Source organism: Niveispirillum sp., assembly GCF_017996735.1.
GTDB lineage: Bacteria > Pseudomonadota > Alphaproteobacteria > Azospirillales > Azospirillaceae > Niveispirillum.
In genome coordinates this window covers 15,626-33,424 of the sequence record NZ_JAGOGJ010000007.1, presented here as the reverse complement: position 1 = coordinate 33,424, position 17,799 = coordinate 15,626, and the positions used below count along the sequence as shown (strand labels likewise).

Genomic DNA, 17,799 nt, shown 5'->3' with positions numbered 1-17,799 from the left:
CCCAAAAACTACCATAACGCGCATATAAGCGTGACACATTCCCCCACACACCCTATCCTGCCCCTCCAACGGGAACGGGAGGATGGGGTTATGCGCGTAGCAAGACGTGATTTGCTGGCCAGCGGGGCGGCCCTTACCGGGTTGGGGGTGATGCCGGGCATGGCGGCGATGGCCTTGAAGCCGCCACGCTATATCCGCCATGACGTGGCCAGTCCCGAAGGGCAGCGGATGTTGCGGGGCTATGCCAAGGCGATCGAGGTGATGCTGGCCAAGCCCGCAACCCATCCGCACAACTGGTTCCGCAACGCCTTCGTCCATTACATGGACTGCCCGCATGGCAATTGGTGGTTCTATGTCTGGCATCGCGGCTATGTCGGCTTTGTCGAACAGACCATCCGCAAATATAGCGGCATGGCGGATTTTGCCTTCCCCTATTGGGACTGGACGACACAGCAGCGGCTGCCGGCCACAATGTTCGACGGGGTGCTGACGCCGGTGGCGCAGGCATTCTCCACCTATGCCAAGGATCTGCCTACCTTCACCGCCTTCATCCAGCCGGCCCTGCAGACCTATTACAACGGCCTGAACCGGTTCCAGATGGAGCAGCAGAAACTGCGCGGCAATACGGATTTCGGCAAGCTGTGGGACGGGGTGGCCGGCACCAACGGCGTCGACATCGGCGACCGGGCCTTTGCCGCCACCGACCGTTCGCGCTATCCCACGGCGGCCAATCCCGATCTGGTGAAATCGGTGGCGGACCTGTGCGCGCCGGAGCATGTGGCGCTGGGCCTGCAACCCACCCTGTTCAACAGTCCCAACATGTCGAACAGCTTCACCAGCCGCCTGACCGCCTCGCACAATGCCATGCCCACCGGTTCGGCGGATTTCTCCCTGCTGGAGGGGGACCCGCACAACAAGGTGCATAATTTCATCGGCGGGGCCTTCCAGGGGCCGGGCAACTGGGGGGACGGGCCGTTCGGCAACATGACGAACAACCTGTCGCCTGTGGACCCGATCTTTTTCCTGCACCATTCCAACATGGACCGGCTCTGGTGGATCTGGGAGGGCAAGCAGCTTTCCCTGGGCCTTCCCACCCTGCCCACCGACCCGCAGACCCTGGCCCAGTTCAAGAGCGATCCGTTCCTGTTCTTCTGGACGGCGGACGGACAGCCGGTTCTGGACGGCAAGGCCGGCGACTATATCAACCCCGCCCGCTTCGACTATCGCTACGCCGAACCGGTGGGCCAGGACCTGATAAAGCTGGTGACGGCGATGAAGCAGAAGCCGGCTCCGACACCGCTGCTGCTGGCCTCCGCCCCTTCGCCCAAGGCCGTGGACGACCTGTCGGACTGGTCCGTGGGCACGGGGGCCAAACAGTTGCTGGCCATCATCAGCTTCACCCGGCCGGAAAATTCCGCCCGCGAATATACCGTCCTGCTGAACGCGCCGCCCGATGTGAAAAGTGCCGGCCCCGACAGTCCCTATTACACCGGGGCCATCACCTTCTTCGGCGGACACATGCCCAATATGGGGCATCGTTACCGGTACATCGTGGCCCTGAAGCGGGATCTGGTGGCCAAGGCGGGGGGCCATCTGGACCTGCGGCTGGCCGCCCCCTCCAACAAGCCCGACGCCCCGGTCCCCGTGATCGAGGCGCTGGAAATTCGCGGCGTGTAACCCCAGTGGCTTGAAAGAGTGACCGATGGTCACTCCTTCAAGCGCTTCAGTCACCAGCGCCCACATCCGTGGACTCGGTTACGCCGCAAGAGCGAACACTAAATCTGCCTGCTCAACGGCTGGGGCTGTCCTCGTACTGCCCCAGCAGCCGGCGCAGCCGCTCGGCCTCCGGTTTCAGCACGCGGTGATAGCGGATGGCGAAGATGCCACCCGACAGGGTGAAACCGATCCCGGCCAGCAAGGCGAAATCCCGGATATTGCCGGCATTCATCTTGCCCACCTGTCCCAGTTGCGCCACGGCCACGCCCATGGCCAGCAGGAACAGCGGCACCGCCACCGCCATCACCCGTATCCGCCGCATCGCCCCGTCCGTCTGGTCCAGCAGCGCGCGCAATCCCGCCGGCAGCGACGCGGCCGGCGCCTCCGCCGCCCCCTCCCACCCACGGCGGAGAACAATGGCATAGACGGCCCAGGTCATGGCCAGCATCAGCAGTGCCCCCCATTCGCGCAGCGGATCGGTGGTGCCGCGCCAGACGATGCCATAGGCCGCCACCAGGCTCCACCCGGCCAGCGCCACCCCGACCAGCCCCATGCGCAGCCGGAAAAGCCGCCGCCGCCGCGCCACCTCCCCCAGGGTGCTGTCGATGAGGTAAAGGCCCGCCGCCACATCCGCACGGTTGGCGGCCCCGGCCCAGGCCCGTTCCAGTCTTTCCATATCCATGCTCATGCTCCCTGCTCCTCTTCCGCTTCCGTCTTGGCTATGATTGCTGTCAGCCGGGCCTTGGCCCGGGTCAGGCGGGCGCCGACATTGCTTTCGGTCATGTCGTGCATCTGCCCGATGTCGCGATAGGGCACCCCGTCCAGCGACAGGATCAGGATCGACCGGTCCAGCGCCGGCAATTGCCGGATGGCGGCATAGAGCCGGTCCAGCATCCGCACCTCCTGCGGATCGGCCGCCAGCGATTCCCGCCGGATAGCCTCCGCCGCTGCTTCCGCGTCCCGTCTGGCGCGGCCGCCCTGCCCCGATTGCCAGGTCAGCGCCCGGTTATGGGCAACGCGATAGATGAAGGTGGCGGGCCGGCTGTCGCCGCGAAAGGCCGGCAGGGCCCGCCACACGGCCAGCATCAGTTCCTGAAGAAGGTCCGGCTGGTCGGCCGGCGGCGCGAAGCCTCGGGCCACCCGGCGCAGCAGGTCCAGATGGTCCCGCATCCATTCTCTGAAAAGGGTGTCCCGCGCCCCGCCCATCATCCGCTCCCGTTCGATCTGATAGGTTAGACAGGCGGACCCGCCGATTCCTTACAGGATCAGGACAGAATTATCAGGCAGCGGGCTGCGTTTCCTGCGGCAGCACAGCCGACAGGGTGCCGATCAGATGTTCCAGCTTGATCGGCTTGGCCAGGAAGGCCTGCATGCCGGCATCGCGGCATTGCTGGCGGATTTCCGGCGACAGGTTGGCGGTCAGGGCGATGATGGGCACCAGCTGCCCCCTGCCGCCCATGGCCCGCAGACGCCGCGCCGCCTCCAGCCCGTCCATGTCCGGCATGGACAGGTCCATGATGATGGCATCGACATGCTTATCCTTGATCACGGCGATCGCCTCGCTGCCATTGGCGGCCTGCAGCACCTCGGCCCCGTGCTGAACCAGCAGTTCGGTGGCGACGAAACGGTTCACCTCGTCATCCTCGACCAGAAGGACGATGGGCGGACCGGCGGCCCCCGGCGGCAGGCTGTCCAGGATGGGGGCATCCTGGCGCGGCCGTTCTACAGGCAGCGGCACCAGCGGCAGGCACAGGGTGAACTGGCTGCCCTGGTCGGGATCGCTGTCCACCGTCAGATTGCCGCCCAGCATCTCCGTTAAAGAGCGGGCGATGGACAGGCCCAGGCCCGCCCCGCCGAAGCGGCGGGTGATGGAATTGTCGGCCTGGCTGAACACTTCGAAAATCCGGTCCAGCTTTTCGGGCGGGATGCCGATACCGGTATCCACCACCTGGAACCGCACCCAATGCATGGGCGACGGGCTGGACAGGCCGGGCACGGCACCCGGCGCCTCCACCCGGTCGACCGACAGGGTGACGCGCCCCTGCTCGGTGAACTTCACGCCATTATCCAGCAGGCAGAGAAGGATCTGGCGCAACCGCTTGGCATCCGTCACCACACCCGACGGCACACCGTCCCCGGTGCGCAGCGACAGGACCAGGCCCTTGCGTTCCGCCCGGGGCCCCACCGTGGACATGAGATCGCCCAGCAGCAGGCCCAGATCGACGGGACCCGTCTGCATCTCCAGCCGCCCGGCCTCCAGCCGCGCCATGTCCAGCACATCGTCGATCAGGGTCAGCAGGGCCGAACTCGACCCGCCCATCACCTCAAGCAGCCGGATCTGCGCGGCATTCAGGTTGTGTGTCTCCAGAATCTGGAGACAGCCCTGGATGGCATTGATGGGGGTGCGTATCTCGTGGCTGATGGTGGCCAGGAATTCGGATTTGGCCCGGTCGGCGGCGCGCGCCTGCTCCGCCGCCACCTCCGCCGCCGCCCGCTCCGCCGCCAGCCGGTCGGTGACGCGCAGCAGCGCGGAAGCCGACGCACCCATGGCCACGGCCGCCACAATGAAGGGCTGGGCGAAGGCGATGACCTGATTGCCCATGGTCAGCGGATCGAAGACATTGTCGGGCCGGTTCATCAGCAGGTCGGCCAGATAGATCGAATTGGCCAGCAATGCCACGGTCGTCGCCACCAGCAGCACCCATTCCGGCAGACGCCGCGGCTGCACCGACGCCAGGGACGACAGGGCGACGATGGCCGTAACCTGGATGAAGCCGGCATTCAGCAACTGGCGCAGAACGCCGTCATTGCGGGCCAGGGCCACGGCCACCAGCACCATCACCAGCAGCCCCCCCACCAGCCAGCGTCGCCAGCGCAGGCGCTGGCCGGCATAATGGGCGGCCCCGTACGCGAAAAGATAGAGGGCCAGATTGTACAAAAAATCGGCCACCAGCCCCACAATCCCCGTGGCCAGGGTGAACGGCCCCTTCACCACACCGATCATCGGCGCCGCCAAGAGCGCAAGGCCGAAAGTCCCGGCCCATGCCAGCGCATAGACTTCCCGCCTTCCATGCCACCAGACAACAGCCAGCAGCGCACTGGCCCCCAGAAGGGGCGCAGCGTTGACTAGCAGCAGGGCATATTCCAGGTTCATGGTCGTCAAAATGACAGCAGCGATCGTAAACAGAAGATTGAGCAGCCCGTCCATCTTGCAACATGGCGGCTCAATACGCAATCGCGACCACTGAATGGCGACCCCAACATGATCTATAGTAGAGGATGGTGAATATTCTGCCTCCGATTCATGAACACATTAACACGGATTTGCGCGGAATTTTTTCTGTCGACTTGCATCGCGGCGGCCTGGCTGGTACCGGACATGGATGAATGAAAACAGGGTGCGCCCCACCGATGCGCATCCGGTCATCTTGTTCCGTGCTTCGTTGTGGCAAATGATAGGTCGATATGATTCAAAGGTCTGTCCGTTGGGATTAAACCTTCGGGCCAGTGGGGGCCGTCCGCAGGACGGCATCGGGAATGCAAAGTCCGGGGCAGAGATCATGAAAAGCGTCATTCGCGGGTTGTTGCTGACCATGGGGGCCCTGCTGCTGTACAGCGCCCCCGCCGCCGCCTTCCGCCTCATTCCCATCGAGATGGAGTTCGAGCCGTCGGGCCGGGGCGCCACGCAGATCTTCCGGGTGGAGAACGACACCCAGCTCCCCATCGCCATCGAGGTCCATATCACGGGACGCAAGATGGGACCGGATGGGGAGGATCTGCCGGCCGAACCGTCCGACGAATGGATCATCTTCCCCGAACAGATCGTGCTGGAACCCAATCAGAGCCAGTCGGTGCGGGTGCAATGGACAGGCAATGCCACGCCCGACCGTGAACTGGCATACCGGCTGATCGCCGAGCAGTTGGATGTCGATATCGGTCAGACCCCGACCGAAGGCGGGAAAGTGAAGCTGCTGGTGCAATACAAGGCGTCGATCTATGTCACACCGCCGGGTGTGAAGCCGCAGATCAACGTGATCAGTGCCGGCCCGCGGCAACTGGTCGACGGGACCGTGATGGAAATCCAGGTCCGCAACGATGGCACGGCCCACAAGATCCTGAAGGACCCGACACTGACCGTGTCGGCGGGGGGCAAGTCGGTCACCATCCCGTCCGACCGGCTGGGGGGGCTGGCGGGGGAGAATGTGCTGCCCGGCGTGACGCGGGGCTTCCTGCTGCCCTGGCCCGCCGATCTGCCCAAGGGGCCGCTGCAGGCAAAGCTGAACCTCCCCTGATCGCCGCCCTGCCCCCATGTCCGCACGCGCCCTTTTGACCCGACGGCAAAGACGGCTGGCCATCGCCTGGCCGTCGGCGCTGGCGCTTGCCCTGGCCCCGGCCCGGCTGGCTTCGGGGGCGGGAACGGAACCGGCGCCGCCCCCGGCGGCCACCCCGGCCAAGATCACGGCGGACGAACTGTTCAAGAAGGCGTTTGGCCAGAAAAAGCAGACCGCCAGCCAGAAGGCCGACATCCCCGTCTTTTTCGACGGGTTCGAGATCGGGCAGGTACCGGCCATGGTGTCGCTGAACGCGGCCGACACGGTGGTGGACCTGCGCAAGCTGGCAGACCTGCTGCGCCCCATCGCCCAGGATGAACCGTTGCAGGCCTTCCTGGCCCAGGCGGGGGCGGACGGGCTGGCGGCCCCGGCGCGTATGGCCCGGACGGGCATCCAACTGGCCTATGATGGTGCCGATCAGTTGGTGAAGGTGACAGTGCCGGCGGCGGCGCGCAAACCGCGCGACCTGTCTGTGCTGGAACGCGGCGCGGCGGCGCGCGCCTATACGATCATCCCGCAGGCCGACCTGTCGGCACAGATGAACATGCGGGCCGCCATCGATTATCTGTCCGTGCCCACCGGCCTGGGCAAGGATGGGCTGGGGCCGCTTTCCGTCTCCCTGGAACCGGCCATCAACTGGAAGGGCTGGGTGGTGGAAGGGGAGGTGAATTATCGTGAAAACGCCGTCCGCACCCTGTCGCGCGGGGCGGTGCGGCTGGTGCATGATTTCACCGACATGGGCATGCGCACACAGGTGGGTGACCTGTCGGTGCCGGTGGTCGGCGCACAGGTGGGCCGTGCCATGGCCGGCATCTCGGTGGCCAAGAATTTCTCCATCCGGCCCTATGATCAGGTGCAGCCGGGCGGCAACCGGGATTTCATCCTGGAAAACCCGTCGGTGGTGGAGGTCATCGTCAATGGGCGCCCCACCCGCACCTTCCGTCTGGAACCCGGCCCCTACAATCTGAACAATTTCCCCGGCGCGTCGGGCACCAACGATGTGCAGATCCGCATCACCGATGCTTATGGCCGGGAACAGACCATCGATTTCCCATTCTTTTTCGACAGCCAGTTGCTGGCCGCCGGGGTGCAGGAATATGGCTACAGCCTGGGCGTGACCTCGCAGGTCGTCAATGACCGCTATGTCTATGACGAGAAGGACCCCGTCCTGTCGGCCTATCACCGGGTGGGTGTCACCGACAATTTCACCCTGACCCTGGGCACGCAGATCAACAAGACGGAAACCAGCGTGACGGCGGAAGCGCTGGTGGCGACGCCGTTGGGCACGTTCGGCATCGAACCGGCCGCCTATCTGCGGCGGCGGGACTGGGACCCGACCGAAACCCCGGCCGACCGCAAACAGGGTTATGGCGGCACACTGCGCTATCGCTCCTATTCCAACGGTGCCTCCGTGCTGGACAGTCAGGCGATCACGGCGCAGGTCTCCTACTATGATCCCAATTACCGTTCCTTCGGCTCCACCTTCATTTCCAATACCAAGCTGGATGCGGCGCTGCGCGTCAGCCATCCGCTATTCGCCGATATCACCGCCTCGCTGGGCGGCCGCTATCGGGAAACGCGGGGCAGCAGCGAGGATGACAGCTATTCGGTCGATCTGGCGCTGCGCCGCCGGCTGTTCGAAACCGGCAATATCGACCTGACCTTCAGCCATGGCCGCGACGGTTTCGGGGTGAAGGAGACGGGCCTCTATCTCACCACCCGTTTCATCTTCAGCGGCGGGCGGCAGAGTGCCGGTCTGAATATCGACACGATCTCCCGGCAGCAGCGCCTGGACTGGCGGTTCCAGTCGCTGTACCCGGTCAATGCCCTGTCGGGCGGGCTGGAACTGTTGAACGAGAAGGGAACGGCGGGCGACCGGGTCCAGGGCAACCTCAGCTACACGCATCAGCGGTTCGAGGCGCAGTTGCGACAGGATACGGTGCGGCGCAGCCTGAACGATGCCAAGGGCGTGGAAAGCCGGACCCAGCTTACGGCGGCCACGGCGCTGGCCTTTGCCGACGGGCATGTCGGCGTGACACGCCCCATCACCAACAGCTTCGCCATCGTCGTGCCGCACCCACGGCTTGACGGCAAGGATGTGGGCGTCGATCCCGTCGATGACCGCTATACGGCGGAGACGGACTGGCTGGGCGTGCCCGTGGTGCCCAACATCTCCGCCTATCTGGTGCGGCCCATCCTGCTGGACGTGCCCGATGCGCCGGCCAATTACGACCTGGGGGAGGACCGGCCGGCCGTTCAGCCGGGGTACAAGTCCGGGACCATCATCACCATCGGCACCGATGCCATCGCCTCGCTGGTCGGCACGCTGGTGACGGCCGATGGCAAGCCCGCCGCCCTGCTGTCGGGCGTGCTGCGGCCCGTGGGCATCAAGGATGCCAAGGATCTGGCCTTCTTCACCAACCGGACCGGCCTGTTCCGGATCGACAGCGTGCGGCCCGGCGAATGGCGGTTGATCGTGACGGGGGCGGAGAAGACCCCCTACCCCGTCACCGTGCCGTCGGAGGCGGAAGGTGTGGTGAAGCTGGAGCCGATCCGGCTGCCATAGCCACGATCGCCCCCAGGTCGGGGCGACGGTCGGCCCAGTCGGTGGCACACTGATACGCGTGGCCCAGCGTCACCAGCACCGCCTCCCGCCAGGGTGTGGACAGAAGCTGCAGGGACAGCGGCAGGCCCGTATCCGTCGCCCCGCAGGGCACGGCCAGGGCCGGCAGGTCCAGCCAATTGCCCATGCGCACGAACCGGCTGAACGGCAACCGCCCCTCGTCGGCATCGGCCAGGGCCGGGGCGGGGATGGGCACGGTGGGCGTGGCGATGGCGTCGAAATCCTGTGCCCAGGCGTAAAACCGCGTCTTATCCTGCGCCTGGGCCTTGATCAGCCTGGTTAATTCCGCATCCGAAATATCTTCGCCCCCGCGCAGCCGACCCAACACGCCGGCATCCATTTCGGAATCGTAATGATCAATACGCCGCTGCCACAGCCGCCAGGCACGCCCCGCCATCAACAGGCCGGACGGTTCCACGCAGGCCGATGGATTGATGGCGGGCGCCGCCTCCACCAGCTTCACGCCCAGCGCCTCCAGCCGTGCCAGGGCGGCCAGATAGGCCGCCCCCACCGCCCCGTCGACCCCATCCATGAACCGGTCGGGCAGAACGGCCAGGATCAGGCCGCGCGGGCTGGCGGCCAGGGCGGCATCGGCATCGAACTGTGCCTGCCGCGCCAGCTTCGGCCCCGGCTGGACCGGCCCCGCCGCCGGGTCGCGCAGGGCGCCCAGCATGCGGGCCACCCGCTCCACCGTGCGGGCCAGGGGCCCGATCGTGTCCAGTTCCGGGCACAGCGGCAGGCAGCCGCCCATCGGCACCCGGCCCCGCGTGGGTTTCAGCCCCACCACATTGTTCAGGGCCGACGGGATGCGGATCGATCCGCCCGTATCGGTGCCCAGCGCGGCATCGGCCAGCCCCGCCGCCACCGCCACGGCGGACCCGCTGGACGATCCGCCCGGCACCCGGACCGTGGCGGCATCCCACGGGTTGCGTGGCGTCGCGGTGGCGCGGTTGATGCCCCAGGTACCAAAGGCCAGTTCCACCGTATGGGTCTTGCCCAGGGTCAGCATGCCGGCCGCCATCAGGGCGTCGACGGCCGCCGCGTTCGCTGGCGCATCCGCGATCACGGGCGTGCGGCACCCGCCGCCCGTGGCCAGGCCGCGCAGGTCCAGCAGATCCTTGACTGCCAGGGTCAGACCGGCCAGCGGCCCCTTCGGCGCCGCCTTGTCCTGCCGCCAGGCCTCCTCCCGCACCCATTCCGGTTCCACCAGGGCGAAGGCGTGCAGATGCGGATCGAACCGGGCGATACGGTCCAGGGCGGTCTCGGCGATACGGGCGAAGTCAGGCATGATCGGAAAGACCGGCGGGTGGCTGAAGGGGTGGTCATCATAGCGACGGCGGCCCCGCGATCCAGGCTTTTGCCAAGGGTCATGGACCATGACCCTTGGAGGCCGCCGGATGGCGGTGCCCGGCGCGTGAGGGCGAGGGCACATACCAAGAGCCATGCTCCATGGCTCTTGGTGCTATCCATCGTATCGCTTGGATTGCCGCCACCGAAGCTGGCATTCTCGTTGCATCCACCTCTGGTGGTACCGTTGACACCTGGAATGACCATGCCGATCCTTGCCCGCCCGTCCCGCCTCGCCTCCGCCCTGGCCCTGTGCCTGCTGCTATCGGCGCCGGTATCCGCGACGGACAAGAACCGCTGCGATATCGACATCCGCAGTATCGACCGGATCGAACCCACGGCCGAATACGACCCCTATGGCGGCAACGCCACGGGATATCACACGGTGGAACTCGAACATGATGACGGGCCGGCCTGCGCCCTGCTGGTCGGCATCGATGATGGCAACAATGGCAGCCGCGTGCTGGAAAGCTCCAAGGACCGGCTGGTCTACGACCTGTACAAGGACAGCCGTCTGGGCCAGCGGGTCGGCGACATAAGGGGCAGCGAAAGCAACATGTTCGCCCTGGCGATGGACCCCAAGAACGACAAGGCGTCGATCCAGTTCTTCTCCAACATCCCCGGCGGGCAGTTGGTGGTCAAGGGCACCTATTCCGACCGGGTGACGGTGAATGTCTATCAGTTGCTGGATGGTATTCCGGTCGGCCCCATCGCGTCCCGCACGGCCCAGGTCCGCACCAAGGTCCGGTCCGTGGTCAGCGCCAGCGTCATCGTCGATGGGGTGGCGCGGCCGTTGAGCGGCACGGTGGGCACCGTGGATCTGGGCGACCTGACCCGTGGCGGGTCCGGGCGTTTCGACCTGGATATCAGCGGCAATGGCGATTATTCGCTGTCCTTGTCGTCAGAGAATGGCGGACGCCTTGTCACCACCGGTGGCGGCAGCGTGGGCTATCAGCTCTACGTCTCCGGCCGGGCCGTGTCGGTGGCGCGCGGGGCCAATGTCGATCTGGGCGGAGCCGGCCGTTATGAATTGCGGGTGGAAACCGGGGCGGCGGGACAGGTGCTGGCCGGCACCTATCATGACAACTTGATCTTGACCATCACTGCCAACTGATACCAAGCTGGCGAAACGGCCGGCATCCGTCGTTTGATCGGCATCAAGGCGGATGGGTTCAGGACCGGCATATCATGACCGTCACGGCGCGGACCAAACCGCCGTGGTTGCCCAGAACGGGCGGAAAGGACCGGCCATGGCACGGACGGGGTATTTATTGGCGTTATGCATCACGGGCCTCGGTCTGCTGGCCACTTCTGCGGGGGCACAGGGGTCGGCCCAGGGAACCATCACCCTGCGTGCAACCGTCACCACCACCTGTGCCGTCACGCTGTCCACCGGCAATGCCACGCTGGACCTGAATGCCGGGTCCGCCTCCATCCCCGTGGCGACGGTGGAGGAACGCTGCAACGCCGCCAATGGCTACACGGTCAGCCTGACGTCCAAGAATGGCGGGGCGCTGTCGTCCGGCAGTGCCACCATCGCCTATACCATGCAATATGGCGACAACAGCAGCAGCAACGGCACCCTGTCCACCGCCCGCGATGTCACGGGCAGCGGGCGCCAGACGGTTCTGTCGGTCTCCGTGCCCGCGGGCGCCCAGCGTCAGGCCGGGCAGTATGAAGATACGGTAACCATCGCCATCGCCGCGAAATGAAGGATTGAACCGTGACGTCGCGCCCCCGCTTCCACCTGGCCTTCCCCGTCCATGACCTTGCCGCCGCCCGCGCCTTCTATGGCGGGCTGCTGGATTGTCCGGAAGGGCGCAGCAGCCCGGAATGGGTGGATTTCGACCTGTACGGGCACCAGATCGTGGCCCATCTGGCCCCCGATGAATGCGGCGATGCCGACACCAATCCCGTGGACGGGCATGATGTGCCGGTGCGCCATTTCGGCCTGATCCTGGATTGGGACGCCTGGCACGCGCTGGCCGAGCGTTTTCGCGCTGCGGGTCAGCGCTTCATCATCGAACCCGGCATCCGTTTTCAGGGCAAGGTGGGGGAACAGGCCACCATGTTCCTGCTGGACCCTTCCGGCAACGCCCTGGAATTCAAGGCATTCCGGGACGAGGCGATGATCTTCGCGCGCTGACCCCCTCCCCTCACCAACGACCTATGTCTCCGGGGTGCACCGATTTCCTTCCTGCGCACTTGCGGTAACCGCCATAGAGTCTAATCTATGAGCCGGGCAGGACGGTTTTTTATGGCCCGGCGAGCCAAGAGGCGGTCATGATGGCGGGTGACGAGGGGCGGGGCTTTGGAACGATGATCAGGTTGACCCGCATGGGCGACGCACCCATCGAACATGTTACCCACGACCGGGGGGAAGCGCCGGTCAGCGAAGTCTCGCTTTATGCAGATATCGCCCGCGTCATCGACCATATGCAACGCCGTTTGCATGATGTGGTCCGGGTGGAGCTGGGCCGGATCGGCGTGGACGATATCAGCCCGATGCAGGTGCTGATGCTGCTGAATATCGGGCATGACGAGCTGACGGTCCGCGACCTGATGGAACGCGGCTACTACCTGGGCTCCAACGCCAGCTACAACCTGAAGCATCTGGTCGAACAGGGTTATGTCGACCGCGGCGCCTCGGCCCGCGACCGCCGCGCGGCCCGGTTGCGCCTGTCGGAAAAGGGGGAATGGCTGTGCGCGGAGATCGGCAAGCTGGAAAGCCGGCAGGCGACGCAGCTTCTGCGCACCCCCGGCGATGCACAGGACCTGGAGACCACCTACCGCATGTTGCGCCGGCTGGAACGTCTGTGGGGCGACGTCGTGCGCTATGACAGCCGTGGTCAGGACTGATGGCATGATGATGCCCCCGACCAGCGGGGACCCGGAAGCCCCGTTACGCCCCATCCTCCGGTCGCGGCTGAACAGCAGCGATGTTGACCGTCTGCTGCACCAGCCCGGCGCCGCGCCGCGAATCGACACCATGTCCAAGCTGGTCATGGAAATGGAGGAAGGCGACCTCACCGAAGCGGAGAAGCGGCTGGCGCTGGATATCCTGCGCGCCTTCGCGTCCGATGCGGAAGCCGAGGTGCGGGCCGCCGTGGCCTGGCAGATCCATAACAGCCCCATCCTGACCGCCGACATCGCCGAGAAGCTGGCCCGCGACGTGGCGCAGGTCGCGGTCCCCATCCTGAAATATGTGGATGGCCTGCCGGAGGAACTGCTGCTGGAGATCGTGGCGGAGCGTGATCCGCAGAAGCAGTTGGCCATCGCCGGCCGCCGGACCGTATCGGCGGCGGTGTCGGCCGCCCTGGTCGAAACCGGCAATGTCGTCACCGTGGTGCATCTGCTGCGCAACCGGGGCGCCGCCGTGCGGGCGGCCACCCTGACCCGCGCCGCCGAAAGGTTCGGGCAGTTCCGCATCGTGGCCGACAGTATCGCGGCCCGCCCGGAGGTGACCTTTGCCATCGTCGAACGCATGATCGCCCTGGTGTCGGAGGATGTGCGCCAGCAACTGATCCGCGATCACAAGATCGAGCCGGCACTGGCCAAACGCCTGGCGGAGGGCGGGCGGGAGGCGGCGACCCTGCGCGTGCTGCAACCGCTGCTGCTGTCGCGCGACGATGCGGAGATGGTGGCCAAGTATCTTTACCGTCAGGGCCGGCTGACACCCCAGGTCCTGTTCCGGGCCCTGTGCGCCGGTGATCTGGAACTGTTCGTGGCCGGCATGGCGGCACGGGCCAATATCACGCCGCAGGCGGCCGGCATCCTGGCCTGGGATGATGGCATCCTGGGCCTGCATTGCCTGATGGAGGCGGCGAACATCCCCGGCACGCTGACCGCCCCGTTCCGCACGGCACAGCAGGTGGCGCTGGAAACCGACTATGCCAGCGGCGAGTGTACGCGGGAGCGGTATCAGCAGGCGGTGCTGGAGACGTTGTTCGACCGGTTCGCCGACACGGCGGAGCGGGAGGTGGATGAATTGCTGATGCAGATCTCCGACCAGCCCGGCATCGATATCGGTGCCAGCCTGAACCCCATGCGGGCCTGAGCATGAAACTCACCTGCTATGCCCTGCATGGCGAACCGCCGCTGCTGCGGGCGGCACCTGCCACGCGGGACTGGATGGATGCGACGCCGCAGGCCTATGCCTATCGCTGCCTGCCGCTGAACATCGCCAATGCCCACGGGTGGGAGGTGCTGTGCCGGTCCGGCTTCACGGCCCATTGGGATGGCGGTGCCTCCACCGATGCCATCACCATCACGCCCGATCCGGGCACCATGGCCCCGGCGATCAGCCATTTCGGCTCCGGCGTGCTGACCTTCCATATCGAGGCGGTGTTCCGCACCGAACCGGGATGGAGCCTTTATGCCCAGGGGCCGGTGAACATGCCGAAGGACGGCATCGCCGCCCTGACCGGCATCATCGAAACCGATTGGGCGCCCTACAGCTTCACCATGAACTGGAAATTCACCGCTCCCGGCCGCGTGGTCCGGTTCGCGGCGGGGGAGCCGTTCTGCGCCCTGTTCCCCGTGCAGCGCCGCCTGCTGGAAAGTGTGGAGCCGGAAATCCGGTCCATCGGGGATGATCCGGACTTGGAACGGCGGTTCCAGGAATGGTCGTCCGGCCGCCTGCGCTTCAATGCCGATCTGGCCCAGCCCGGCTCCACCGCCCAGGCCGAAAAATGGCAGAAAAGCTACTATCTGGGCCTGAACCCCGATGGCAGCCCGGCCGACCCCGACCATCTGATCAAGCTGCGCCCGCCGGGATTTGTCGACCGGCGCTAACCGCGCTCAAACCCCCGCGAACAGGCCCGCGATGGTGGTGACGGCCCGTTCCGCCTCTGCACGGTCGGGGGTGGGATCGTCAATCCCGAAGCCGTAATATTCATTGGCCCCCGTCACCTGGAACACCCAGCCGTCGCGGCGCGGCACAAAGGAGGTCTGGTTGAAATAAAGGCCGTAGCGGACCTCGCCATCGGGGATCATGCGGGCCAACTGTCCGCGCACCGGCACCAGCGTGTCGTCGCCGAACAGGGCCTTGGCGCCATAGCCGGTGCAATTGACCAGCGTCTTTTGCGGCAGGGCCGACAGTTCCGCGGCACTGTGGAATTCCCGCACCTCGATCCTCCCGCCCAGCGACAGGAAGCCGGACAGCAGATAGTCGGAATAGGCCGCGATGTTGAACATCAGGCCGGAGGTGGTCAGCACCTCCCGGTCGCCGAACGGGTGGTTGCCGGCGGCATAGGTGACGCGGGGGGTGCGCAGTTCGGGCGTCATCTCCCGCGTCAGCCCATGGGCGAAGGCCGGGCGGTCATCGGGTACGGACGGGGCGTTGGAGAACAGATTATGCGTATCGATCCATTCGATGGGCGTGCCGGGCAGGCCCAGCAGGGTCTGATACCGGTCGAAGCTGATCCGCGCCATGCCGGCCCATTGTGCCTTGAATTCCGGTGTGGCGTGCTGTTGCAGGCAGATGCGGCTTTCCGGTGACCAGACGCCGGTGGCCAGCGATGAACGGGTGGCCGGCGGCAGGTCCCTGGCATAGATGGTGACCCGCGCGCCTGCACGCTGAAGCTGCAAGGCCGTGGTCAGGCCGATGGCGCCACAGCCGATGACGGCGATCTCCCGCGCGCCCGTCCCCATCGCCAGGTCGGTGGCGATGCTGGCCGACCCCCAGGAGAGCGACCAGCCGGAGCCGCCATGCCCGTAATGGTGGACCATGTCCTTGTCGCCGAACCTCACCCGCTCGATCCGGGGGCCCTGCGGCCGGAAGGGGCGGGTGCAAACGGTGATCTGGGTGATGCGGTCGACCGACACCCGCAAGGACGGCAGGGTCAGAACCGGAGCCTTGGGGGCCGGAGCACGGGCGACCTTGACCGGACCGGTGGCACAGCCGCCCAGCAGAGCCATGGAAAGGGCGGCACCGCCGCCGGTCAGCAGCGAACGGCGGGCAAGGGCGGGACGGGTCATGCGGAGCCTGTCATTCTCAGTCAGCTTCATCGGGCGCCAGCCTAAGCCATTGCGCGGGTGATCACAAAGCCTCGGTCGCCTGTCGCGCGGCTACGGCGAATGATATTTGCTGGGGTTTGACCCTGGTTTTTCTTATGCAGGCGGACCGCGGCCTGACTACGTATTCAACCGGACCTGCCGTTGACGGCGTGCCCCACCCCCCGCATGGTCGCGGGCAACAAAGCAGAATGCTACGGGGGAAACGGGACCATGCAGAAGCCCAGGCTGAGCCTGATCCAGATCTGGAACATGTCCATCGGCTTCCTGGGTATCCAGGTGGCGTTCGGGTTGCAGAATGCCAATGCCAGCCGCATTTTCCAGACGCTGGGCGCCGACATCAACGAACTGGCGATCCTGTGGGTCGCGGCCCCGCTGACGGGTCTGCTGGTACAGCCCATCATCGGGCACCTGTCGGACAAGACCTGGGGGCGGTTGGGCCGGCGCCGGCCCTATTTCCTGCTGGGCGCCATCCTGGTGACGCTGTCCCTGCTGATCATGCCCTCGTCCCCGGCGCTCTGGTTCGCGGCCTCCATGCTGTGGATTCTGGATGCCAGCATCAACATCACCATGGAACCGTTCCGCGCCTTTGTGGGCGACCTGCTTCCCGATGAACAGCGGATGACCGGATTCGCGGCGCAAAGCTTCTTTATCGGGGTGGGTGCCGTGGGCGCCTCGGCCCTGCCCTGGATGCTGACCCACTGGTTCGGCATGGACAATACGGCCGCCCCCGGCGTGGTGCCGCTGACGGTGCATATCGCCTTCTATGTGGGTGCCGCCGCCATCCTGATCGCGGTTCTGTGGACCGTCCTGACCACACGCGAATATTCGCCCGAACAGATGGCAGCGTTCGAGGCTGCAAGGCTGGCCCAGCGCGGGGTGGATGCCGTCGCGCGCGCCGACCGTCCGGCCACGGATTTCCGCCGCTGGGGCCTGATATCCGCGCTGCTTGGTGCCGGGGTGACGCTGGCCGTGGGGGCGCTGGACCTGGAGAAGGAGGTTCACATCCTGGGCGCGGGCCTGATCGCCTTCGGCCTGTGCCTTCTGGTTCATGCGCGGCTGAAAGGCTCGGGCACGGCGCAGAACGGGTTCAGCGAGGTGATGGAGGATCTGTTCGCCATGCCCGCCGTGATGCGCCGGCTGGCCTTGGTGCAGTTCTTCAGTTGGTTCGCCCTGTTCGCCATGTGGATCTACACCACCTCGGCCGTCACCGCCTTCCATTACGGGACCAGCGATACGGCATCTCAGGCCTATAATGACGGGGCCGACTGGGTCGGTCTGCTGTTCGCGGTCTATAATGGCGTGGCGGCCATCGCCGCCTTCCTGCTGCCCGTCATTGCGCGGGTCATCGGGCGGCGCGGCGCGCATATGTTCAGCCTGTGCCTGGGCGGTGCCGGCCTGATCAGCTTCATGTTCATCACGGACCCGGCCCTGCTGTGGCTGCCCATGATCGGGGTGGGCTTTGCCTGGTCGTCGATCCTGTCCTCGCCCTATTCCATCCTGTCGGCGGCGGTGCCGGCGGCCAAGATGGGGGTCTATATGGGCATCTTCAACATCTTCATCGTGGTGCCGCAGGTGCTGGCGGCCAGCATCCTGGGCGCCATCCTGCGCGCGGGTTTCGGGGGGGAGGCCATCTGGGCGCTGGTCCTGGGCGGATGCTCCATGATCCTGGCCGCCCTTTCCATGCTGGCCGTGAAGGATGATGCCTGAAGCAACCCCTTGCCTTCGCTGCCGAACCCGGTCATTCCATCCGTAACGGATAACAAA

Annotated in this window: 15 protein-coding genes; 10 read left to right on the top strand and 5 right to left on the bottom strand. The window is 66.0% G+C overall.

All coding sequences use genetic code 11. The annotated features are described in order from the left end of the window. Nucleotides 1–90 precede the first annotated feature (90 nt). Nucleotides 91–1,677, top strand: coding sequence for a tyrosinase family protein (locus KBA48_RS04470; protein ID WP_292903797.1), 1,587 nt, complete (start codon nt 91–93; stop codon nt 1,675–1,677). A gap of 112 nt (nt 1,678–1,789) precedes the next feature. Here the strand turns inward: KBA48_RS04470 and KBA48_RS04465 are convergent, their stop codons facing one another. The 3 genes from KBA48_RS04465 to KBA48_RS04455 all read right to left on the bottom strand — a co-directional run bounded on the left by KBA48_RS04465 (nt 1,790) and on the right by KBA48_RS04455 (nt 4,924). Continuing rightward, nucleotides 1,790–2,404: a hypothetical protein gene (locus KBA48_RS04465; RefSeq protein WP_292903796.1), complete on the bottom strand. Its 615-nt coding sequence runs from the start codon at nt 2,402–2,404 to the stop codon at nt 1,790–1,792. Further along, nucleotides 2,401–2,886 carry a sigma-70 family RNA polymerase sigma factor gene (locus KBA48_RS04460; RefSeq protein WP_292903795.1) on the bottom strand — a complete coding sequence of 162 codons (486 nt, stop codon included), beginning with the start codon at nt 2,884–2,886 and terminating at the stop codon, nt 2,401–2,403. Before KBA48_RS04460 ends, KBA48_RS04465 begins: the two co-directional genes overlap by 4 nt. A 109-nt stretch (nt 2,887–2,995) precedes the next feature. Beyond that, nucleotides 2,996–4,924 carry an ATP-binding protein gene (locus KBA48_RS04455; RefSeq protein WP_292903794.1) on the bottom strand — a complete coding sequence of 643 codons (1,929 nt, stop codon included), beginning with the start codon at nt 4,922–4,924 and terminating at the stop codon, nt 2,996–2,998. A 352-nt stretch (nt 4,925–5,276) separates the two neighbouring features. Here KBA48_RS04455 and KBA48_RS04450 point away from each other — a divergent pair, with 352 nt between their 5' ends. Together KBA48_RS04450 and KBA48_RS04445 are read left to right on the top strand one after the other, a co-directional pair. Beyond that, a complete protein-coding gene (locus KBA48_RS04450) occupies nt 5,277–6,008 on the top strand; it encodes a molecular chaperone (RefSeq protein ID WP_292903793.1) in 732 nt (243 codons plus the stop codon). A 16-nt stretch (nt 6,009–6,024) separates the two neighbouring features. Then, nucleotides 6,025–8,613, top strand: a complete 2,589-nt coding sequence (locus KBA48_RS04445) for a fimbria/pilus outer membrane usher protein (RefSeq protein ID WP_292903792.1) — start codon at nt 6,025–6,027, stop codon at nt 8,611–8,613. Here KBA48_RS04445 and KBA48_RS04440 read toward each other — a convergent pair. Next, entirely contained in the window at nt 8,555–9,958 is a 1,404-nt protein-coding gene (locus tag KBA48_RS04440; protein WP_292903791.1) for an amidase, read from the bottom strand. The two genes, KBA48_RS04445 and KBA48_RS04440, sit on opposite strands and share 59 nt — an antisense overlap. 264 nt (nt 9,959–10,222) lie before the next feature. Between KBA48_RS04440 and KBA48_RS04435 the strand changes: the two genes are divergently transcribed. From KBA48_RS04435 to KBA48_RS04410, 6 genes are all read left to right on the top strand, one after another. Beyond that, nucleotides 10,223–11,131 (top strand): spore coat protein U domain-containing protein, encoded by a 909-nt coding sequence (locus tag KBA48_RS04435; protein ID WP_292903790.1) that lies wholly within the window; start codon nt 10,223–10,225, stop codon nt 11,129–11,131. 136 nt (nt 11,132–11,267) lie between these two features. After that, nucleotides 11,268–11,729: a hypothetical protein gene (locus KBA48_RS04430; RefSeq protein ID WP_292903789.1), complete on the top strand. Its 462-nt coding sequence runs from the start codon at nt 11,268–11,270 to the stop codon at nt 11,727–11,729. An 11-nt stretch (nt 11,730–11,740) separates the two neighbouring features. Then, nucleotides 11,741–12,163, top strand: a complete 423-nt coding sequence (locus KBA48_RS04425; RefSeq protein WP_292903788.1) for a VOC family protein — start codon at nt 11,741–11,743, stop codon at nt 12,161–12,163. Nucleotides 12,164–12,336: 173 nt separating this feature from the next. Next, nucleotides 12,337–12,876: a MarR family transcriptional regulator gene (locus KBA48_RS04420; RefSeq protein WP_292903787.1), complete on the top strand. Its 540-nt coding sequence runs from the start codon at nt 12,337–12,339 to the stop codon at nt 12,874–12,876. 4 nt (nt 12,877–12,880) lie between these two features. Continuing rightward, nucleotides 12,881–14,074: a DUF2336 domain-containing protein gene (locus tag KBA48_RS04415; protein ID WP_292903786.1), complete on the top strand. Its 1,194-nt coding sequence runs from the start codon at nt 12,881–12,883 to the stop codon at nt 14,072–14,074. A 2-nt stretch (nt 14,075–14,076) separates the two neighbouring features. Then, nucleotides 14,077–14,811: a DUF6065 family protein gene (locus tag KBA48_RS04410; protein WP_292903785.1), complete on the top strand. Its 735-nt coding sequence runs from the start codon at nt 14,077–14,079 to the stop codon at nt 14,809–14,811. Between the two features lie 6 nt (nt 14,812–14,817). Here KBA48_RS04410 and KBA48_RS04405 read toward each other — a convergent pair whose 3' ends face one another. Continuing rightward, nucleotides 14,818–15,996 carry an FAD-dependent oxidoreductase gene (locus KBA48_RS04405; protein ID WP_292903784.1) on the bottom strand — a complete coding sequence of 393 codons (1,179 nt, stop codon included), beginning with the start codon at nt 15,994–15,996 and terminating at the stop codon, nt 14,818–14,820. 249 nt (nt 15,997–16,245) lie between these two features. On the opposite strand from KBA48_RS04405, the gene KBA48_RS04400 reads away from it, so the two are divergent. Beyond that, the gene (locus tag KBA48_RS04400; RefSeq protein ID WP_292903783.1) at nt 16,246–17,742 is read left to right on the top strand and encodes an MFS transporter; all 1,497 of its coding nucleotides are present in this window, start codon (nt 16,246–16,248) and stop codon (nt 17,740–17,742) included. Nucleotides 17,743–17,799: the final 57 nt, after the last annotated feature.

Excerpts from the sequence above, each read along its gene's own strand:
- KBA48_RS04405 (WP_292903784.1), bottom strand. The coding sequence starts at position 15,996 with ATGACCCGTCCCGCCCTTGCCCGCCGTTCGCTGCTGACCGGCGGCGGT.
- KBA48_RS04460 (WP_292903795.1), bottom strand. The coding sequence starts at position 2,886 with ATGCGGGACCATCTGGACCTGCTGCGCCGGGTGGCCCGAGGCTTCGCG.
- KBA48_RS04455 (WP_292903794.1), bottom strand. The coding sequence starts at position 4,924 with ATGGACGGGCTGCTCAATCTTCTGTTTACGATCGCTGCTGTCATTTTG.
- KBA48_RS04445 (WP_292903792.1), top strand. The coding sequence starts at position 6,025 with ATGTCCGCACGCGCCCTTTTGACCCGACGGCAAAGACGGCTGGCCATC.
- KBA48_RS04400 (WP_292903783.1), top strand. The coding sequence starts at position 16,246 with ATGCAGAAGCCCAGGCTGAGCCTGATCCAGATCTGGAACATGTCCATC.
- KBA48_RS04430 (WP_292903789.1), top strand. The coding sequence starts at position 11,268 with ATGGCACGGACGGGGTATTTATTGGCGTTATGCATCACGGGCCTCGGT.
- KBA48_RS04450 (WP_292903793.1), top strand. The coding sequence starts at position 5,277 with ATGAAAAGCGTCATTCGCGGGTTGTTGCTGACCATGGGGGCCCTGCTG.
- KBA48_RS04465 (WP_292903796.1), bottom strand. The coding sequence starts at position 2,404 with ATGAGCATGGATATGGAAAGACTGGAACGGGCCTGGGCCGGGGCCGCC.
- KBA48_RS04470 (WP_292903797.1), top strand. The coding sequence starts at position 91 with ATGCGCGTAGCAAGACGTGATTTGCTGGCCAGCGGGGCGGCCCTTACC.
- KBA48_RS04440 (WP_292903791.1), bottom strand. The coding sequence starts at position 9,958 with ATGCCTGACTTCGCCCGTATCGCCGAGACCGCCCTGGACCGTATCGCC.
- KBA48_RS04420 (WP_292903787.1), top strand. The coding sequence starts at position 12,337 with ATGATCAGGTTGACCCGCATGGGCGACGCACCCATCGAACATGTTACC.
- KBA48_RS04410 (WP_292903785.1), top strand. The coding sequence starts at position 14,077 with ATGAAACTCACCTGCTATGCCCTGCATGGCGAACCGCCGCTGCTGCGG.
- KBA48_RS04415 (WP_292903786.1), top strand. The coding sequence starts at position 12,881 with ATGATGATGCCCCCGACCAGCGGGGACCCGGAAGCCCCGTTACGCCCC.
- KBA48_RS04435 (WP_292903790.1), top strand. The coding sequence starts at position 10,223 with ATGCCGATCCTTGCCCGCCCGTCCCGCCTCGCCTCCGCCCTGGCCCTG.